General features: G+C 36.1%; 12 protein-coding genes and 1 pseudogene. 12 read left to right on the top strand and 1 reads right to left on the bottom strand.

Annotated elements, in window-relative coordinates; genetic code table 11:
- Window positions 1-386: 386 nt before the first annotated feature.
- Window positions 387-518, top strand: coding sequence for a hypothetical protein (locus tag M2372_RS21315; RefSeq protein WP_259081180.1), 132 nt, complete (start codon window positions 387-389; stop codon window positions 516-518).
- Between the two features lie 9 nt (window positions 519-527).
- Window positions 528-1,223, top strand: a complete 696-nt coding sequence (locus M2372_RS21310) for a site-specific integrase (protein ID WP_310473130.1) — start codon at window positions 528-530, stop codon at window positions 1,221-1,223.
- Window positions 1,224-1,247: 24 nt separating this feature from the next.
- Here the strand turns inward: M2372_RS21310 and M2372_RS21305 are convergent.
- Window positions 1,248-1,797, bottom strand: a pseudogene (locus M2372_RS21305) (integrase core domain-containing protein); the annotation flags it as partial.
- A gap of 370 nt (window positions 1,798-2,167) precedes the next feature.
- Here M2372_RS21305 and M2372_RS21300 point away from each other — a divergent pair.
- The 10 genes from M2372_RS21300 (at window position 2,168) to M2372_RS21255 (ending at window position 21,600) form a co-directional block, all read left to right on the top strand.
- Complete coding sequence (locus M2372_RS21300; RefSeq protein WP_123321234.1) at window positions 2,168-2,674, top strand: UpxY family transcription antiterminator; 507 nt, start codon at window positions 2,168-2,170, stop codon at window positions 2,672-2,674.
- Window positions 2,675-2,898: 224 nt separating this feature from the next.
- A complete protein-coding gene (locus M2372_RS21295; protein WP_123321235.1) occupies window positions 2,899-3,714 on the top strand; it encodes a class I SAM-dependent methyltransferase in 816 nt (271 codons plus the stop codon).
- A 200-nt stretch (window positions 3,715-3,914) separates the two neighbouring features.
- Complete coding sequence (locus tag M2372_RS21290; RefSeq protein ID WP_123321236.1) at window positions 3,915-4,781, top strand: SDR family oxidoreductase; 867 nt, start codon at window positions 3,915-3,917, stop codon at window positions 4,779-4,781.
- 147 nt (window positions 4,782-4,928) lie between these two features.
- Complete coding sequence (locus M2372_RS21285; protein ID WP_123321237.1) at window positions 4,929-5,618, top strand: 4'-phosphopantetheinyl transferase superfamily protein; 690 nt, start codon at window positions 4,929-4,931, stop codon at window positions 5,616-5,618.
- Window positions 5,619-5,800: 182 nt separating this feature from the next.
- Window positions 5,801-6,394, top strand: coding sequence for a hypothetical protein (locus M2372_RS21280; protein ID WP_123321238.1), 594 nt, complete (start codon window positions 5,801-5,803; stop codon window positions 6,392-6,394).
- A 193-nt stretch (window positions 6,395-6,587) separates the two neighbouring features.
- Window positions 6,588-7,871 carry a cytochrome P450 gene (locus M2372_RS21275; protein WP_123321239.1) on the top strand — a complete coding sequence of 428 codons (1,284 nt, stop codon included), beginning with the start codon at window positions 6,588-6,590 and terminating at the stop codon, window positions 7,869-7,871.
- Between the two features lie 155 nt (window positions 7,872-8,026).
- Window positions 8,027-8,698: an MBL fold metallo-hydrolase gene (locus M2372_RS21270; protein WP_185018931.1), complete on the top strand. Its 672-nt coding sequence runs from the start codon at window positions 8,027-8,029 to the stop codon at window positions 8,696-8,698.
- 588 nt (window positions 8,699-9,286) lie between these two features.
- Entirely contained in the window at window positions 9,287-12,580 is a 3,294-nt protein-coding gene (gene fabD / locus M2372_RS21265) for an ACP S-malonyltransferase (RefSeq protein ID WP_123321241.1), read from the top strand.
- Between the two features lie 179 nt (window positions 12,581-12,759).
- Window positions 12,760-13,314 (top strand): chorismate pyruvate-lyase family protein, encoded by a 555-nt coding sequence (locus M2372_RS21260; protein WP_185018935.1) that lies wholly within the window; start codon window positions 12,760-12,762, stop codon window positions 13,312-13,314.
- A 6-nt stretch (window positions 13,315-13,320) separates the two neighbouring features.
- Window positions 13,321-21,600 carry an SDR family NAD(P)-dependent oxidoreductase gene (locus M2372_RS21255; RefSeq protein ID WP_123321243.1) on the top strand — a complete coding sequence of 2,760 codons (8,280 nt, stop codon included), beginning with the start codon at window positions 13,321-13,323 and terminating at the stop codon, window positions 21,598-21,600.
- The last annotated feature ends 376 nt before the right edge of the window (window positions 21,601-21,976 follow it).

Here is a 21,976-nt window from a genome sequence, read left to right as displayed (position 1 = left end):
AGAAATTGAACATCTTGTGGAAAGTTTTTAATGACTCTATGTTTAGAATTTTTAAAAACATTATAAAATGAATAAGACATTCAGCCTTCTTTTTTATCTCAAAAAAGCTAAAATCAATACGCTGGGAAAAGTACCCATCTGTATGAGAATTACCATAGATGGAGAAATTCTGAGCTAAGCACAAAACGAACTATATTACCATCGAAATGGAAATCTCAGGCTCAATGCATGAAAGGCGTTTCAGAGAAATGTAAATCTTTTATTATTATCTTAAAATATTTGAGCAGAAAGCTTATGATACTTATCACAACTTGATAAGAGAGAATAAGTCAGTTAGTAGTTTAATTCTTAAGAATAGATTATTGGGGAGAGATCAAAATATTAGGATGCTTATTCCAATCTTTCAGGATCATAATAACAGAATGGAGAAGTTGGTAGGGAAGGAGTTTGCTAAAGGAACATTAACCCGTTATAAAACCTGTCTAAGTCATAAAGAATTTTTAGAATGTAAATATTAGAAATCTGATATTGATATAAAAAAAATCGATTATGCTTTTCTCAATGATTTTGAATTTTATCTGCGAACTGAAAAGTCCTGTGGGAATAATTCCGCGGTAAAGTATCTGATGAACTTTGGTAAAATTATCAGAAATTGCCTCGCTAACGGTTGGATAGATAAAAATCCATATCTTAATTACGATTCCACTTTTAAAAATGAACGTCTTTCACAAGTCAGATATATATTCTTGTTCAGTTGTTTTACTGGTTTAGCTTATATAGATACACAAAAACTTACACAGGAGAATATTAATATAGGATTAGATGGAAGTAAATGGATTTTTGCAAAGCATCAGAAAACCATTACTAATTCTAATATTCCGCTTCTTTATCAGGCGGAACAGATTATTGAGAAGTATAAAAATCATCCTGCTTGTCTAAATAAGGGAAGATTACTCCCAGTCCTTAGCAATCAGAAGATGAATGTATATCTAAAAGAAATAGCAGACCTTTGTGGAATCAATAAGGAATTAACATATCATATTGCGCGTCATACTTTTGCGACAACAATCACTTTGTCTAATGAAGTTCCAATAGAAAGTGTAAGTAAGATACTCGGACATAAGAATATTAAGAGGACCCAGCATTATGCCAAAATTCTGTATAAGAAAGTAAGTGAGGATATGATATTATTAAAACAGAAATTTATTAAGAAAGGATGTTAAATTGTAAGTATTATATAGATCCTTTCAATTTCTTAAATTCATTTGATAATCTTGGATCTGAATGCGTTCCTGAAGAGGATTATACAAATATTCTACTTCATCAGAGAAAGGAGTCTTATTACTCAGTTCATAAATTACATCTATCGGTGTTTTCCCCTTTAAAAGACTATGAGGCCTCTCCCAATTATAAAAATGCTGCCAATAGCCCAATTCTTCCCTAAGATTGATTTTTTTAATCGTGAGCGGCATAAAATTCATGTAAATCAGTTTTTTGTACTCTTTCCACTTTTCCATTCAAATGGGGGAGAACAAGGTTTATTAGGTCTGAATTTAATACAATATTCCATTAACTTTTTCTGAACCTTTACAGCAAAGAATTCATTCCCTCTATCGGCTTGTATTCGTTGAATAGGAAAAGGCATTTCTTCTATTATACTTTATCAATAAACTTCAATGTATTAGTAGATGTTCTTTGGGAATAAATATCTATAACTTGATAATGGGAACAATCATCAATGGCTGTACGTTGATAAATACCGGGAGCTATTTTGCACGTATCAAACTGGACTCGGTCTATTATATATTTTGAAAATTTTAATGTAAATCTATAGGCGGTGAAAAAAAATTGCTTTTTTTTCACCGCCTATGGATTTAATTCTTATATTTACAAACGTGGATTAGTTGAGTAACTACTGCAAGAAGAAATGAGAAAAGCTAAATGTGATTCGCAGTGGCGGAGCCCTATTCTTTGTAAAAGAAATAGCCTCGGGTATTAGTTTGGCAAAACTATTGAATACCTTGTTAATACCTTAAATTTGAGATGTCTTTTATGAAGCATTTTGAATAAACTATTCACATCATTCTACACTTGTAACAGTTTCAAAGGCGTTGGATGTTAAATGTTAAGAAATTTATATTTTGAATTAATTTAAAATATATTATATATGGCACACTCGTATCTAGGATGGTATGTTTTGTATGTGAAATTTCAACACGAGAAAAAAATAAACAACCTACTAAGGGAAATGAATTTTGATTCTTTTTTACCGACATTTGAAGTTTCGAAAAGATGGTCAGATCGTAAAAAGATAGTTAATAAGCCACTATTTCCTTCATACGTGTTTCTCAATGTGCGTACGAAAAATGAATTTTTAAAAGCTCTCGAAATAGATGGAGTATTTAATTATATCAGTTTTGGTGGTAAGTATGCGAAAATACGTGATAGTGAGATCTTAACTATCAAAAAATTTATAACAGATAGTGGTATTTCGAACGTAGAGACCTCTGTTAATCTTCCAAAAGTTGGTGAATTAGTTAAAATTAACTCTGGGGCTCTTGAAGGTTTAACGTGTGAAGTAATAAAGATTGAAAACGAAAGAAGGATTTTTGTATACATTGAATCTTTGAAACTAAATATTAGTGCTATTGTTCCTTCAAATTATCTTATCTAAGAAATTTGATAATAGTAACATTTACCCAACATTTTTGTAGGAAAGATGTATTAAAGCTTGTGATTTTCCCATTTAGATCCTGCGGTTTATCAAAATCATTTTAGTAGTTTTATTTCTGTATTCTTTAAGATTACTATATTTGCATTAAGTAGTCTTTTATAATGAAATGTATTAATTTTATTTATGCATTACAAGTTTGATTTTGAATAGTTTAATATGATAATATGAAAAGTAGGAGTTTAATTAATAAAGAAATTGATGATTTTTATTCGAAGACTTCTGAAGAAACTAGGCTTCAGATAGGACTTGGACCGCTCGAGTTCGAAAGAAACAAAAATCTAATTAGTCGATTTATTTCTCAAAAGCCATCTATTGTTTTGGATGTTGGCGGCGGACCTGGTATCTACTCGGAGTGGATGGCAAAAAATGGGCATACGGTTTATTTAGTAGAGCCCGTATTAAAGCATATTCAGCAAGCTCAAAAAAGAGCCAAAAAAGCGAAGTTTGAGTGCATTCAAGGCGAGGCAGGAAACTTAAAATTTGAAAATAATTTTGCTGATATAGTTATTTTGCATGGGCCATTGTATCATCTTCAAGATGAAAAGAAGCGCAATGAGTGTTTAAAAGAAGCTAGGCGTGTATTGAAACCTGGCGGGATTCTTCTTGGATTTGCAATAAACTATACAGCCTCAACCATTGCTGCCTTAATACAAGGAGTGATTGGACATGGCGAGTTTTTCAGCATGTGCCGAGAAGAGTTAACCAGTGGTATTCACGATGCTCCTAAAAGTATACCGGGAATGCTACCTCATGGTTACTATTATAAACAAGAGGATTTGATAAAAGAAGTACAAGAATGCAGTTTTGAATTTTTGGATATTTTTGCCGTTGAAGGTTTTATTTGGTTAGATAAAAATTATTTCGAATCTCTGGCAAATCCTTCAAAACAAAAAATTCTAATGGAGCTACTTAAACTAACGGAGAACGATAAAAATCTTATTTCCTTTAGTCCCCATATGATGATTGCCGCAAAAAAATAGATTTAATGTAAATCATCCTATTGTTGATAGATATAAATCCCCAATTTTGAAATGATACATGAACAGTCATTCACAAACCTTGAAATACAATATTTTGTAGAAAAAGTTATATTGCTGTTAGAAAATTGTTTTAAGATATAATGGTAAGACGACAATCGATAAAACTATTCTTTGTTTTTAAATTTTAAGTTTTAAATAATATGAAAACAGTCCTTATTACAGGAACATGTAGAGGAATTGGGCTTGAAGCAGCCTTAAAGTTCAGCCGAGGAGGATATAAAGTATTTGCTACCATGCTCAACCTTGAATCAGCTTCAGCGTTGAAGGAAAAGATTGATGACGAATCTTTGGATATAACCATTTTAGAAATGGATGTTGATTCCGATGTTTCCGTTAAGGAATGTATGAACTCCGTTATTCAGCAGTGTGGTTCGCTGGATGTTCTTGTTAATAATGCCGGAATTGAGCGACATGGATCAATTGAAGAATTGGAAATTGCCGATTTTCAAGCAATAATGAATACGAATTATTTAGGAGTATTACGGTGTATTAAAGCTGTATTGCCCCAAATGAGGAAAAGCAAGAAGGGCAATATCATAAACATTTCATCTTTGGCGGGTCGTATGGCAAATAGTCCATTAGGGGCCTATGGAGCAAGCAAGCATGCTTTGGAAGCTATTAGCGAAGTTTTAGCACAAGAGCTATACCCCTTTAATGTTAGGGTCTCGATTATTGAACCCGGTATTATAGATACGCAAATGGCTCGCAATCTGACTATAGGTAAAGAGTCCATTTATCCATATTCGAAACGTGTTTCGATATTTTACAACGAATCACTAAAAAAACCAACGCCTCCCTGTCTTGTAGCAGATAAGATTTTTGAAGTTGCCGAAAGTGACGAATGGAAATTAAGACATCCGGTAGGTAATGAAGTAGAACAGTCTATTTCCTGGCGGAATACTATGAGTGATGAGCAATGGATAGAATGGAATGCCATTGACGATGAAGGCTGGTACAAGAGGATGGAAGTATATTTTGGAGCCAATGCAATGAAGCAAGATAAATAACGATTTAATTTCGTTGGTCTTATACAGGCACAGTGCACTCAGACTATAAATGAGCAATAACTAAAACCGAATAGCCATATTATTATAGCATACGATTCGTTTTTTAGAACTTTTTTTAAGTCTTTCTTCTAACGGAAAAGACATCGCATGAAAATAATAGCGCTCTCCGTAAAAAATGGCATTTCTAAAACTATATATACTGAATTTATCCAGTTAATTACAGCGGAAAAGAAAGAATCCTTGACCAATTTTCTTTTTAAACGAGATGCTGAACGGACATTGATTGCTGAATTATTGGTTAGATTAGTAGTTATTGAAAATTTCGGAATTAAAAACCCAGACATCCAATTTGGTTATGGGGTATTTAGAAAGCCATTCATCATAGGACTACCCGATTTTCATTTTAATTTATCACATTCCGGAGACTGGGTAATTTGTGCTTACGACAATGAGGAGATTGGCATTGATGTGGAGTTAATTAACGATAAATCAGAAAACTTTATTGAATATTGCTTTTCCAATAATGAATATCAAAAATATCTGGATAGCAATGAATCGGATCGGTTACCTTTTTTCTATAAAATTTGGACCTTGAAAGAAAGTTATTTGAAGCTTACTGGCAAGGGATTTTATCATGATTTAAAACTGAAAGATATCTCTTTTATATCGAATAGTTTTGAATTTCAGTTACATAATAATTTTGAAAATGTGAACGTTTTTTCAAAAACACTCCTGTTCAATGAGTGCTACACTTTGGGGGTTTCTTCTTATTCAGAAATTAAAATCGATATCTGGGAAGTTATTGATTTAGAAGAACTTTATAGTCGGATAGTATAAATCGTAAAGATTCCCAGAGATACTAAGTAATACCTTTGAGACTGAAGGTATATTGCCCCAATACTCAATTCGATATAGGTAATGCTATCGTGATGGTTATTTCATTGCTTTTAGGTTACCGAAAACTAAATAAAATTCAAAAATAAGTTGTCTGTGCAGTTTATAAATCTAAGCTAAATAAAATGGAAGAATATTTTATAGAGGAGTATAATCCTTTGGAAAAAGATAATTTTTGGTTGTATTTGAAAAATAATAAAACAAAACTAAGCCATTTAGTGGTTGATGATGTTTTTTTTAATGGTGTAAATCTTCAAAAAGTAGAGTCATCAGATGGTTCTACCGTCTTGTTAGAATATAAAAACGGGTTGAGTACGCATGTCATTAAAAAGAAAGCCGGTAAAATGGTTTATAGTCCCCCCTTAACTCTTTCGCCTAAGGTAGTAGCAATAGGGGGAGTATATGGTTACACCTCAAAAGTGATATTTTCTATTTTCAATCTCAATTTTAATTTCGGTGAGATAAATGGAAGTAGTACATTACTTGGTTTCGAAGATGTAGAAGTGCCCGCTGGTACTTTTAAACAATGTCTAAAGATAAAATCGACAGCCAGTAAAAAGGGCTTGTTCCCAATCAATCACAGCTTAATAATTTGGTTTGCTAAAGGAGTAGGTGAAGTGAAATGCGAGTTCAGCACAAAAATCGCCGGTGTGAATACCCATGTTAAGAAAGAACTGTTAGAGGCAGTAGTTGCTGGAAAGAAGTTCCCGCTTATTTAATTGATGCCGCTACTAAATACGTGTAAATAGTTTCTGTTTCTACTGGAACTAGTTTGCTAGCTGAAAATTCTGCTTGTCGGTATATCGTGTATTTATTACTGCCAATAAGAAATTTGAACTGTTTTGACAGGTATACACAGCTGTCCGCTTTTGAATAAAGGTTAATAATTGATATAGTTAATTTAAAAATAGTATGGAAACAAACAATGAAGAAAAAGGTAAATGTCCATTTGGAAAAGATGTTCAGGTACCCAAAGTTGATTTCACTAATCCCGAATTTATACAGAACCCTTTTCCTGTTTATGCTTACATGCGAGAAACATCACCGATTAAAAAGGTCAGTTTTGGGAACGGTCAAGCCTTTTGGATGGTAACTAAATATGAGGATGCCATACAAATATTTAGGAATCCGATTTTTGTTAAAGACATACGTAAAGTAACGCCGCAAGAAGGCAAGGAGTCTGCAATGAATAATAGCATGCTGTTCAGTCACCATTTACTTAACATGGATCCACCTGAACATACAAAAATGAAACGGCTGATTCAAAAAGCATTTACTCCTAAACTAGTGGAAAAGATGCGCCCTCAGATTCAGAAGATGGCCAATGATCTGATAGATGTTAAGGTAGCTACCGCCGATAGCATGGATATTATCAGTGAATATGCCTTGCCCTTGCCAATAAGCATAATTTCGGAGTTATTAGGGATACCTTCGAAAGATAAGGAGTTGTTCAGACGATGGTCAAATATTATATTGAATATTGATTCAAACGTTTCAGCAGAAGAACGCATGACACTAATTCCGAGTGCTATTCAGGGCTTTACAGAATATCTTCATCAAATTTTAGATGAACGACGTAAGCAACCAAAAGAAGATCTGATAACGGCCTTGTTGCAGGCACAAGAAGAAGACGAAAACCTAAATGAACAGGAATTATTGTCGACTATCTTTTTACTATTTGCTGCGGGATATGAGACCTCTGTGAATCTGATCGGAAATGGAATTTTGTTGCTTATTGAAAATCCTAGCCAATTGGATAAGTTACGACAAAATCCTACTTTAATTCACAGCGCTATTGAGGAAATGCTTAGAAAAGATCCCCCTGTATTATTGGCGAGCGAACGATATCCAATAGAAGACACAGAAATAAATGGTACATTAATTCCTAAAGGGGAGCTTGTACTGATTTGTATTGGTTCTGCAAATCACGACGAATGTAAATTTGTGGAGCCTGATAAATTTGACATTGAAAGAAAGGATAATAAACATTTATCGTTCGGAAGTGGAATTCATTTTTGTACAGGTGCATCGCTTGGTAAAGTTGAGGCAGAAATAGCCATTTGTACTCTTTTGGAACGCTTTCCCCATTTCTCCTTAGCTGAAAATACAGTATTAAAATTTAAAATGAATAGTATCATGCGTGGTTTGGATAAACTACCAATAGTGTTTACTACAGCCGATCATTCAGTTTTATAATTTTAGGCTATCCTCCTTTGGAATAACAGGAATGTTTAACAAGTAACTTACCATAAATTGTCATATTAAATAGTTAATAAAGTACTTTGCATTGAGGAAAAGATAGTACTGCTGCAAATAAAATGAATATGGCATTTAATAGGAAATATGATCGGATGAATACAATCACGTATGTTTTTAGATTGTCGTTCGGTTCCATCGTCAATTATTCTTATATAATTCAATTCAAGGGAACCAAGGAGATACTTCTAATCGACCCTTCCTGGGAAATTAATGTGCTGAAAGATTTTGTACAGTCTCATAATTTTGAAGTTGAAGGAATTTTGCTTACGCATTCGCACTTTGATCATACGAATCTGGCTGATGAATTAGCGAAATTCTACAATTGTAGCATTTACATCACAGCTGTTGAAGCGCAAACCTATAATTTTACTTGCAGTAACCTTATTTATATCCATACAGAAGATGAGCTGGCAATTGGAAGTTTTCTGGTTAAACCCGTCTTTTCTCCAGGGCACACGAAAGGCAGTTGTTGTTACTTAATAGATCATTCCTTCTTTTCAGGAGATACTTTGTTTATTGAAGGGTGTGGAATTTGCACCGAAAGAGGAGCAGATCCGGTAGAAATGTATTTCAGTCTTCAGAAGATTAAGTTAATGTTGCATGCAAACGACAGGATATACCCGGGGCATCGATTTAAAAAGGAGGTAGGTTTACTTTTTTCTGAAGTATTAAAAAACAACATCTATTTGCAAATTGACGATTTAAAGTACTTTGTGGATTTTAGAATGAGACCGAATCAACCCGGACTTTTTAATTTTTCTTGATTTTAAATTGAAAAATTCGTGGTAAATACTGAAAATTCTTAACATTTTCACTGTGAGTAATAAGACCATTTATTTTATTATTTGTCAAAATAGATGTGTTAATTACTTTTTCAGGCTATTCCGTATTCTTCTTTATTCGAACATGATTTTCTGATTAGTGTGTTCGAAAGCTTGTTCTTGTTTGTCGGGATTTCTGAATTCAGATGAATGAACCTATGGTTTGTAATTATTTTAATGTTAAAAACATCCAATAAATAATCAATTAGTTGTTGCATTTTTGAGCGAATTAAATTAGATTTTCAATCCAAAGAGTGAAGGCTAGGGTTGCAAATCCTGGCCAACAAAGAACCCTTTAAGTAAGTTTTCGCCTCATGTCCGGAAGGCCTTACCATAGTTTGACAAAATTCTTTCGAGGTCGCGTTCTTGCGAACTGAAGGGCAGGGGTGCAGGAGGCGTAAAGCAATCTAATATTCGAGGTAAAATAGTTCGTTTCAAAACAGGAAATATAGATTTGGACGTGCCTCCTTGCAATGACGAAGTATATCTTAATTTTTTCTTTTCAAGTTCAATCAATATGCTAGTGATGCGATGAATAATGAAATAGTATTTATGTATTCAGGTCAGGGTTCGCAATATTACCATGCAGCGAGCGACTTGTTTGTTGAAAATCAGCCCTTCAAAAAATGTATGCTGCAACTAGACACAATGGCGCAGGATTATGGTATACCATCGGTTGTAAAAGAATTGTATAATCCGCAGAAGAAGATAAGTGATCCATTTGATAAACTTCAAATTACGCATCCTGCAATTTTTATGCTGGGCTATTCAATGACCCAAGTTTTAATCGAGAAGGGAATCGAGGCCAATTATTATTTAGGATCAAGTTTAGGTGAATACATCGCATTGGTAACATCAGGACGGTGTTCGGAAGATAAAATGTTGCACATGTTGATCGAAGCCGCAAATTTAATTGAAAAAGAAAAGTTGGACGGCGCTATGCTGGCAGTATTGGATAATCGGAGTTTATTTGATGAAGAGCCAAGCATATTTGAGGATTGCGAATTTGCTGCTGAAAGTTTTGAAAATCACTTTGTAGTTTCAGGTGATAGGAAGGCTATTTTGAAGCTCGAAAAGGGACTACAGGTAAGAGGGAAAAATTTCCATCGTCTTCCAGTAAATACAGCATTTCATTCATCGTTAATCGATCGTTTTGAACAGCCGATAAAAAAACTGTTAAACCAAATACCTCTTAAGAATAGTAACAATGTACTTGTTTCATGCGCACATAAAACAATCAATCCAAAAGTAACTGTGGATTATCTCTGGGATATTGTGAGACGTCCGATTTGTTTTAAGAAAACAGTGACGATGCTGGAGGAAAGAGGCAGTTATACGTACATAGATCTGGGCGCAAGCGGTACCCTATCTAGTTTTGTTAGCAATTGTTTAAGCAAGCAATCTCTTTCCAAAAATTACACAACCATTACTCCTTTCGGAGAAAATCAAAATAAGATTGATAATCTGATTCATAGGTTGTCGCACACAAAAAAGCAATACACTACGAACTCAATAAAAAGTAAAACAATGAAAGCGTTTATTTTTCCTGGGCAAGGATCCCAGAAGGTTGGAATGGGAAAGGGGCTTTTTGAAGAATTTCCAGATATTGTGGAGAAAGCCGATGAAATATTAGGTTATTCAATTAAAGAATTATGTCTGGTTGATCCGCATGGAGAACTTGTTCAAACGCAAAACGCACAAGTGGCTTTATTTGTGGTTAATACTATGCACTACTATAAGCAATTGAATAAAAGTCAGCCTCCTCATTTTCTTGCTGGACATAGTCTGGGAGAGTTTAATGCCTTACTTGCAGCAGGGGCTTTTGACTTTAATACCGGTTTAAAATTGGTGAAGAAGAGGGGAGCGCTTATGGCCAAAGCAAATGGTGGAGGAATGGCCGCTGTTATTGGTTTAAATAAAGAGGGGGTTGTTAAGGTGCTAAAGGATAATGATTTACTTACATTGGATATTGCCAATTACAATACGCCATCTCAAATTGTTATATCAGGGCCTAAAGCTGATGTACTGGCAGCCAAGCCAGTTTTTGAAAAATCAGGAGCTAGTTTATACATTCCTCTTGCCGTTAGTGGGGCATTTCATTCTAGATATATGAAAGATAGTGCAGATGAATTTGGGCAGTTTTTGAACAAATTTCAATTCAACGATTTAAGCATTCCGGTAATATCGAACGTAACGGCTAGGTTGTATGAGGCGGACAAAATAAAGGAGTCATTGGAGCGTCAAATGGTTAGCTCTGTAAAATGGCAGGAATCTATCCAATATTTAATGGGAAAAGGGGTGGAAGAGTTTAATCAGGTCGATGGAGGTACGGTTCTTATGGACATGGTTAAAAAAATAAAGGTAGAGGCGGAAGTATTACTAATTGAAGAGAGTCGAGAGAATTCGGAACAAAAGGAAGTGCCAATAGCTCTGCCAAGATTAGACATAGATTTTCCTGAAAAACTCAATCCGACAGCTGCTGGGAAAACAATAATAAAAGCAATGGAGCTGGGTTCGGAATCTTATAGGAAGGCTTACCAAGTAAAATATGCGTACGCTTCCGGGGCAATGCATCACGGCATTTCATCCCCAAAAATGATTGTTCGCATGAATAAGGCAGGGATGATGAGTTATTATGCAACTTCAGGTCTTTCATTAAAAAAAATAGAAGAAGATATTTTAAAAATCAGGGAAGAATTGCAGGGGAGTGAATCTTTTGGGGTTAATATAGAATATGACCTCAATAAGCCTGATTTTGAAAAAGAGTGCCTTAGTTTATTACAGGCAAAAAAAGTTAAGAATATAGAGATAGCAAACTATTTTCAACCTACCGAAGCAATTGTAAGCTTTCGTGCACAAGGATTGAAAAGGGAGCCTAGTGGTAAAATTGTTTCCGAGAATCGGATTCAGGTGAAAGTATCACGCTCTGAAATTGCAGAGCTCTTTTTGAGCCCGGCTTCAGATCAGCTTATACAATGTTTGTTAGAAGCTAACAAGATAACACCTCTTCAAGCCGAACTGCTTCAGTCTGTTCCTGTGGCTACTGATATATGTGTAGTGTCGGATGGAGGGGGAAATTCCGAAAATGCTGCATCGATCGTTCTACTTCCTTTGATGATTAGATTAAAGAAGCGATTGGCTGAAAAATACCATTACCAAGAAAATATCCACCTAGGTGCGGCTGGTGGTATAGGCACGCCAGAGGCTGCTGCCTGCTCGTTTTTTCAAGGAGCTGATTTTATTGTTACCGGCTCTATTAATCAATGTACTGTAGAAGCACAAATTAGCGATACTGTTAAGGACATGATTGAAAAAATAGGGATTCACGATATGGCTTACGCTCCCTCTACCTATTTGTTTGAATTAGGATCTAAGGTACAGGTACTGAAAAAAGGGGTATTTTTTCCTGCCCGAGCGAATAAATTATTTGAGCTTTATAAGCAATGTAATTCTCTGGATGAAATTGATATTCAGTTGCGTAAAGAATTGGAAAATAAGTATTTCAAGAAATCGATAGAAGAGATTATTTATGAATGCGAAAGAAAATGTAACAGCGAAGAGTTACAAAAAATAGCTGATCATCCTAAATTTAAAATGGCGATGGTATTTAAGTGGTATTTGGAGCAGGCTACTCAGGCAGCATTATCAGGTAATGTTTCAAACAAAATTAATTACCAAGTGTATTGCGGTCCCTCGTTAGGAGCATTTAACGAATGGGTGAAAGGTACAGAACTTGAAAAATGGAATAATAGAAATGTAGATAATATAGGGATCCGTATTCTAGAAGCTGCAGCCGATTTTATAAATAAAAAATACTTTGGCTAAATCGATAGTACGCTCCTCAACCTTAAAGTAAAAACTATTGTTTTCTTGTGCATAACATGCGTTCTACTTGATCAATGTATCACTTGTTGAAAATCATCTTGTCAAAATCTATAAATAGTTTGGTCGTATAAAATGAAATCCATATGGAAAATACTGTTAATCAAATCGGTAATACTAATATGCCGAATGCACCTTGGACGCTTTATGATGTCTCATTAAAACCATCTTTAAACCTTTCTGTTTTGAAAAAGAACTCATTAAGCACTTTTCAGAAAGTAATGATGAAAACAGATGGAACCGTTACAGATCTTGTAGCCTTGTATACAGGAGATATAATTACAGTAAATGTACTCCGCCAGCAAAGAATAAGCGAATTGCCCACCTTCCTTGATCTTTCTTCAGGAGATTCGGTACTGCGCAGGATCGTTTTATTGCAAGGCAAAGAGAATAATTATGTGTATGCTGAATCGCTGTTCGTGTTTAACCGGTTATCGGATTATGTCCAACAAAAGCTTGTGGAAAGTGATTCGCCGATTGGACTCTTATGGAAGCAGGAGAAGTTTGAGTGTTATCGGGAAATATTGGATGTAACACTCGAACGGAATGATAGAGTTGCTAACTATTTTAATGAATCCGACGACTCAGAGATATTGTCTAGGACCTATGCAATATACACGGATAAGCGTATTTTGGGCATTATTACAGAGAAATTTCCGATCTCAATCTTTAAATAAAGAAATATGAATGTTCAGGAAAATAATAAGGTGTTTCTTTTAGATCATCTGCTTGAGACCTGTAGAAAGAATAAGGAAAAGGAATTATTCCGTTTTGAAAGTAAAGAGGAAAGCGTAGTGCTGACCGGAGAAGACTTGCAAACGAAAATCCGAATAAGAGGAAGCCAATTGAAAAGCAGAATCTTACCTTCACAAAGAGCTATTCTCTGTTTACCTCAGGGCTCGGAATATTTACTTACTTTTTTAAGCTGCCTGTATGCGAATATAGTGGTCGTTCCTACACCAATACCCGAGTTATCTTCGCCCAAATTGATAATAGATAAACTTCAGTCGGTACTTTCAGATTCAGGAGCAACCACGATTCTTACCATTGGGGCATTTAAAGCACATTTTGCTTTGGAGGATGCCTTCCCGAATTGTCACATTGTTTGTGTTGATAAATTGGGATATTCAGTGACCGATATTCTAGAGGGTGAAGCGATTCAAGGCGACGATCTCGCTGTTTTACTTTATACATCTGGTTCGGTTTCAGTACCTAAAGGAGTAATGATTACCCATGCTAATTTATTGACCCAAGCAAAAAATGGTGCAGAACAATGGGAGATGAATAATAAAAGTATCGTAGTATCTTGGATGCCTCAATTTCATAATTTTGGACTTTTTTTTAATTTACTCGCACCTTTATTGCAAGAAGCTACAAGTGTTGTTCTTTCCCCGGCTAGTTTTTTAAAAAAGCCGGAGATGTGGCTATCTAAATTGCATGAGCACCAAGCTACACACACAGCTGCGCCTAATTTTGCTTTTGATTACCTATGTTCGAACGTTGATATCAGGTCTTTAACTTCATTTTCTCTTCATTCAATTACTAACATCGTTTGTGGAGGAGAACCCATTCGAAAGCAGACGTATGAGAATTTTGTCGGGAAATTTGAAGTTTTGGGTCTACGGAAAGACGTTTTTTGTTCGCATTACGGACTATCAGAAATAGGTTCGGTAACCACTTGGAAATCTGGAGCAGTCCCTCATTTTCTTTTATTAGACGGGTCCGCGTTCATTCAGAATGAAATAAAAATTATAGAGGATGAACAAGATGGTAAAGCCGTAGTAAGTTGCGGACAACTGTTTGAAAAAAATCAGGTACGTATTGTCAATCCAAATTCTTTAATTCCCTGCAAGGATGGCGAAATGGGTGAGGTGTGGGTAAAATCATCCGCTGTTGCTGCCGGATATTTTGACCTGTTGAAAAATAATGATATCCATTTTTTATCAACTTTAAATACAAACGGAGAGGGAGGGTTTTTCAGAACGGGCGATTTAGGCTTTGTTGATCACGATAATTTATTTATATTGGGTAGAATTAAAGAGATTATCATTGTAAATGGTAAGAATTATCATCCTGTCGATATTGAATGGTGTATTCGAAGTAATTTTCCGAAATTAACTTTGCCGCTTACTGTTTTTTCAGAAGAGGTAGATACGTACGAAAGGATACACATTGTTCAGGAAATAAACGGAGTGCTCAGTGAAGAAGAATACTTAAAAGACAGTGTTTCAATGGCCGAAGTTATTTCCGAAAATCTCGGTTTACCTGTTTACGCAATTAACTGGGTTCAGCCTGGAAGTATTCCAAAAACCAGCAGCGGTAAAATAAAGCGAATCGACTGTAAAAAGCTATATATAACTGGCAATCTATCCCTCGATTATCAATATATCCAATCGAGAGAAGGAAAGCTAAGAGATTCTACCCTCAGTCAAAATATTGAAGAAGAAAGTGTATTCAGTTTTCTGAAACATGAAATTTTCACAGATAATTTAGGAAGCTCGAAAGAGGCGATGTCCGATGAGCATATCCTTTCAATAGCAGGGTTTAGTTCCATTGATTATGTTCGTTTTGCTGGGAAAATCGAGGAAAAATTTCAAATGGATTTTTCCCCAAGTCTGTTTTATAAATATCGGAATATTCACGAATTGGCTGCATACATTATGACCTTGGTGTCTGGTGTTTCTGCATCACATAAACCGGTTGAAGAGAACATAGATTACAAAACTTCTCAAAAAGGGAATGTTGCCATAATTGGAATGAGTTTTAATTTCCCGAATGAAGTTAGCAATGTGGATCAGCTTTGGGATATTTTAATGGATGGAAAATCTACCCTGAGCGATATTCCAAGGGATAGACATGAATTTTATAAAGGAATTGGAAAGGATGAATCTTTTCCAAAGTTCGGTGGTTTTTTAAATAATATTTCTCATTTTGATGCTCATTTTTTTGGTATTACACCTCTTGAAGCAGAGTGTATGGATCCACAGCAAAGAAAGACATTGGAATTGACTTGGAATGTAATTGAAAATGCAGGATACAATCCGAAAGATTTAGCAGGAGAGTCTGTGGGCGTATTTATAGGAGTCCATAATAACGATTATGCAGAGATTATTTCTTCGAATCCGAAATTGTCTAATGTGTATGGTGGCTATTTAGATTCCGGCTTACATGTTAGTATGATTGCGAACAGGGTTTCAAACTGGTTCGATTTTCAAGGACCAAGTGAATCAATCAACACGGCTTGCTCCAGTTCTTTAGTTGCTTTGCATCATGCTATTGCTGCTATGGAAAGGGGCGAATGTAAAATAGCTATTGCAGGAGGTATAAACTTAATTTTATCGCCTCGAGTACATATAGCGAGCTATAAAGCGGGCATGTTATCGCCTGATGGTCTTTGTAAAACCTTTGATGAAACTGCGAATGGTTTTGTTAGGTCTGAAGGTTTTGGGGCAGTTATACTTAAACCATTGGCAAATGCCATTGCAGATCAAGATACTATTTATGGTGTACTTAAAGGAGTAGCTATTAACCACGGGGGCCGATCAAATTCCTTGCGGGCTCCAAATTTAAATGCTCAAAAGCAATTAATCAAGAACGCTTATCAGCAATCGGGAATACCACTTGAAACCATCGGCTATATAGAAACACATGGTACTGGTACAGCATTAGGCGATCCTATAGAAGTGCAAGCTTTAAAAGAGGCCTTTAATGAAATTAATCCGCAACTTAGTCCATACACCTGTGGTTTAGGAACCATTAAAACGAATATAGGGCATTGTGAATCTGCGGCAGGTATTGCCGGTTTCATTAAGGTATTGCTCTCTATGCAGTATAAAAAGCTTCCCGGTATTTTGCATTTTAAGAAAATCAACCCTTTTATCAACCTAGAAGAAAGTCCCTTTTACGTTGTGGATGAAAATCAAGAATGGAAGACTAAGCGGGATATCGACGGAAAAGAACTGCCAAGGAGAGCAGGCATAAGCTCTTTTGGTTTTGGGGGAACCAACGTACATTTAATTGTAGAGGAATATCTTCAAACTAATTTTCAGCCGACAAAACCGACTTCTGGAGTTCTAGTTCCTTTATCGGCTAGGACACCTGAGGCATTATATCGGGTAGCGGAACAACTTTGCCGATTTTTAGCAAGACACCAAGAAGACGATCAACTATTCATACAAGATATTGCCTATACCCTTCAAGTTGGGCGAGAAGCTTTCTTAACACGAATAGCATTTGTAGTTAAGAGTAAAGAGGATCTTTTGATTCAATTAAAAGAGTACATCCGAACGAATAATCTTACCGATAAATCGTTGATAACCAAAGTGAATAAGCTGGGTGATATTATTGATGATGAGGATTTTCGTGTTTTGAACGCCAAATGGAAGAAGGAAGGGCGAACAGATAAATTGGCTAATTTCTGGATAAATGGAGGAACCATCAATTGGCGAGATTTTTATTTAAATGGAGAATGTCGGCGTATTCCCTTACCTGGCTATTCCTTTGCTGAGGAGCACTTTTGGGTACAAGAGGAGTTTAACTCGCTCAGCCAAATTGGAATTAATGATAGCCCTACTTCTTTTCATCATCCCTTACTGCATACGAATACGTCAAACTTAAATGAACAAAGTTTCTCTTCTTCTTTTACCGGTACTGAATTCTTTTTTTCGGATCATCAGATTAACGGAAAGGCAATTTTACCTGCGGCAGCTTACCTAGAAATGATTCATGCTGCTATACTTTCGGCCCAGGTTGAAGAAGAAAATCAGAATAAAGTGGTGGTCATAAAAAATATTTATTGGATGGATCCACTAATGGCCACTAATCAAGGTTGTCGGTTACATATCGCTCTTCAGCAATCCCAGGATAAAACAATTGTCTTTGATATTTACTCACTTAATGATACTAATGAGATAGAAAATATCTATGCACAAGGGACGGCTTTATTGGAGAATAAAACTGATTCGCTCGGATGTTCGATATCAGAACTACGAGATGCATATCAATTAAATGAAATAGATGCAGAAAAATATTACGCTTATTTTAAAACGAAGGGAATAGAATATGGTCCCTCATTTAGATGTATCAATAAGATGTATGTAAGCCAAGATCGGGTGTTAGCTGAATTAGTTTTGCCAAATTCTATACTGAACACGCTCCATCAATATACTATACATCCCAGTATTTTAGATGCTGCACTTCATACTTCCATTGGATTGATGGATTTGGATGAAGAGGATAAATTACAAATTCCTTTTTCACTGGAAGAGGCCGTTCTCCTGCAAAGATGTCAACAACGAATGTTTGCGCATGTTAAAAAAATCAAAGAAGATGAAAAATCGCTCTATGTTGATATTGATCTTCTTGATGAAAACGGTCTGCTATGTGTTCAATTGAAAAAGCTGATGCTTCGGAGTATAAGCGGACAATTGTTCCAGGAGTCTCAAAATCAAGAGAATGAATTGTTGCTGTTTGCAGCAGATTGGAAGGCTCAATCGCTTGCAACACCAGTAGCCACCAAAACATATACAAGAAAAATAGCAATCCTCTGCGAACCAGAATCAGACATGTTCAGAGAGTTAGAGGGATTAGCAGATAATCAAGATTTACTAGTGCTGAATTTTGGTGGTGAGAGTTTGGAAAATAGGTATATAGCGTATTCGGAAGAACTGATTATATACATTCAGAAAATGATTAAAGCGGGTGTAAATGGAGATGTGCTATTTCAATTGGTTGTCTCGAATAAAAAGGAAAAGCAACTTTTTAAAGCTTTAGGGGCCTTGTTGAAAACAGCTTGTATAGAAAATCCATCATTTTATGTGCAGACTTTATTGGTAGATGATTTTAAGACGATTTGCGAACAAGTATCAAATCATTCTAAACCTATAATTACAGAGGATATTGTAGGACAAAATGTTGTGTGCGAGTGGAATAAATTAGATGTTAAGAGGAATAATCTAATTCCTTGGAAAGAGGATGGTGTTTATTTAATTACTGGAGGAATTGGCAATTTAGGGAAGTTGACGGCCCAAGAAATAACCAAGACTGCGCCATTGGCGACCATAATCTTAACAGGAAGGTCTGATGAAAAATTTGCTGAGGAGAAGTTGTCGGCATATTGGAACACGGACGATACGCGTATATTTTATCGGAAAAGTGAAATCACAACAGAAGATGGTGCACAAAATTTGATTAATGGAATCATCGATGATTTTGGAAAATTAAATGGAATTATACACACTGCGGGCATTAAACGGGATAATTTCATCTTGAAAAAAAGTGCCGAAGAGGTTAGAGAGGTACTTGAGCCTAAAGTTTCTGGGTTATTCTATCTAGATGGTGCTACCAAGTTATTAAACTTAGATTTTTTCATTTGTTTTTCTTCAATCGCCGGAAGTTTTGGAAATATTGGTCAGGCTGACTATGCGGCTGCCAACGCATTTATGGACGAGTATATGCACTACAGAAACCAATTGGTGTTAGCTAACCAACGTTTTGGCCACTCATTGTCTATTAACTGGCCCTTATGGAAAGATGGAAGTATGACATTGGATGCCCATGCGCAACAGGCAGTTTGGGAAACGATGGGTATGGCCCCTATGACAAGCTCTAATGGCTTTTCAGCGCTTTACCAGTGTATGGAAAATAAGCAGGAGCAGGTGCTTGTTATCGAGGGGACTAAAAAGCGGATACTCGATTATATATCAAAAATTAATCAGCAGGATCGTTTTTATTCTTTGAGTAAAGATAGTATTGAAACGGAAATGCTTAGTTTGGATTTCCAGAGTGATAAACGTCTTGCAGAGCTGAAAAGAATCGTTGCTTCGGTAACAAGACTTTCTGTAGATCGGATAGATGTGGATGCTCCCATGGATAAATACGGTATAGATTCGGTAATGATTATTGAGCTGACTGTTCAGTTGGAAAAGATATTTGGACCACTATCTAAAACCTTATTTTTTGAGCATCAAAACCTACGATCACTAAACCATTATTTGAGGGAAAAAAATCCTCGTTATTGGTCGGAGAGTCCTCAGCAAAAGTACGATGCCATTCAAACACCTATCAATAATGGGAGGTCCTTATCCTTGCTTACCAAGCAGAAAGCAACACCAAATCAGACGCAAACGGTATCAAATGAAAAGAGTGAATTAAATTCTTCTTCGAAGGATTCAATTGCCGTTATTGGCCTTTCGGGTAAGTATGCAAATTCCGATAACATTATGGAGTTGTGGAATAACTTAAAATCTGGCAACAATTGCATTACTGAGGTTCCCGAGGATCGCTGGGATTGGAAAGCAAATTACAGTACGCAGAGAGGTAAGAAAGGGAGCATTTACACGAAGTGGGGAGGGTTTATAAAAGACATCGATAAATTTGACCCTCTTTTTTTTCGAATATCACCCGTGGATGCCGAAAAAATGGATCCCCAAGAACGGCTGTTTATAGAACAATCATATGCTGCTATTGAAGATGCGGGCTACACAACAACCAATGTATCAAAAAATAGAAAAGTTGGTGTATTTGTGGGGGTAATGCACGGACTTTACTCCACAGAGCCTAGATATTGGTCTATTGCTAACCGTGTTTCGTATTTGTTTAATTTTCATGGGCCAAGTATGGCTGTTGACACGGCCTGTTCTTCTTCCCTTACCGCGATTCATCTAGCGATGGAAAGTTTAAGGTCAGGAGAGAGTGAATGTGCTATAGCAGGAGGAGTAAATCTAATTGTAGATCAAAAACATTTCGTCGGATTATCTGAAATGACAATGGTTTCATCATCGAACCAATGTAGGTCGTTTGGGGAACATGCAGATGGGTTTGTAGATGCCGAAGGTGTTGGGGTAGTGTTATTAAAGCCCTTGCAGAAGGCTATTGCTGATAAAGACCATATTTATGGTGTACTCAAGGCAAGCTCAATAAATTCTGGTGGTAAAACCAATGGTTATACGGTGCCTAATCCGGTTTTGCAGGCCGAACTTGTAGCTAACGCACTAGAAAAGGCCAATATTGAAGCCCGTTCAATAAGTTATGTGGAAGCACATGGTACCGGTACTGCATTAGGCGATCCGTTAGAGATAGCAGGTTTGACACGTGCTTTTGAAAAAGATACGTTAGAAAGGCAATATTGTGCTATAGGGTCTGTAAAGTCAAATATAGGCCATTGCGAAAGTGCTGCAGGAATTGCAGGACTCACTAAAGTACTTTTGCAAATGAAGTATAAGCAGTTAGTGCCTTCCCTCCATGCAGAAACGTTAAACCCGAATATCGATTTTAGTAATTCTCCTTTTCGTGTTCAACATAATTTAGAGCGATGGGAGCAAGCCCGATTAGAAATTAATGGACAAGAGACCGCAATTCCGCGTCGAGCGGCACTATCTTCTTTTGGAGCAGGTGGTGCCAATGCCCATCTCATTATAGAGGAGTATGTTCCTAATAGCGATGACTCAAATTCTGATGAACGGATCTCTCCTTATGCAATTCTTTTATCAGCGAAAGATGCCGATAGACTGGATGAATTAGTGGTTCAGTTTTTACTGGCGGTTGATGAACAAGAGTTCAATGAATCGATGCTTCCAGCTGTTGCCTATACGCTCCAAACGGGCAGGGAGCACATGGAAGAACGATTGGCATTTGTTGCATCCTCTTTCGATGAGTTGAAAGAGACATTAGTTTGTTTTCTGGGCAATGAACCAAGTAAGCTGTTTCATGGGAATATTCGAACTAAAAAAGATACTCTTATTGAATCGCAAGTAAATGAGCGAACGGATAAACAAAATATTGGCCCACTAATAGAAACACGAAATTATTCAAAACTATGTGAACTATGGGTAGAAGGCCTTGAAATAGATTGGAGTCAGTTATATACGAATCACAAACCTGTAAAAATAAGTTTGCCAACATATCCTTTTGCGCAGAATAGATATTGGACGCATTCTCAAATAGGAATGTTTGAAATCGAATAGTTTTTTGTTAATCGGGATTTCCGAATCCAGATTAATGAACCAAGGATTTTTAGTCCTTTAGGTAAATTATTGCCTCATATCCTGCGGGCCTATCATGGTTTAGTAGAAACCTTTTAAGGTCATATTTGGAGTTGCTAGGAGGTGTGAAGCAATCTTTCATGCGAGGTAAAAAGGTTTTGCTTCAAATTAGGAAAAATTGTTTCGTTGTGCCCCCTTGCAATGACGAAGTATATTTAGAACACTCCAAATTCTCAAACTTTTCCAGCAAAGCTGAACCTAGCAAGGAAGGCGACTATAATCAGTAAGAACAGGCTGGCAAATTGAGGAGGAAAAACAGAGAAAATCGGCACAACTAGTAGAGGCCTAAATGAAATTA

It is taken from the genome of Chryseobacterium sp. BIGb0232 (assembly GCF_024810195.1).
In the GTDB taxonomy this organism is placed as follows: domain Bacteria; phylum Bacteroidota; class Bacteroidia; order Flavobacteriales; family Weeksellaceae; genus Chryseobacterium; species Chryseobacterium pennae.
Note: the sequence above shows the minus strand (reverse complement) of the source record. Positions and strands in the feature narration are given on the sequence as shown.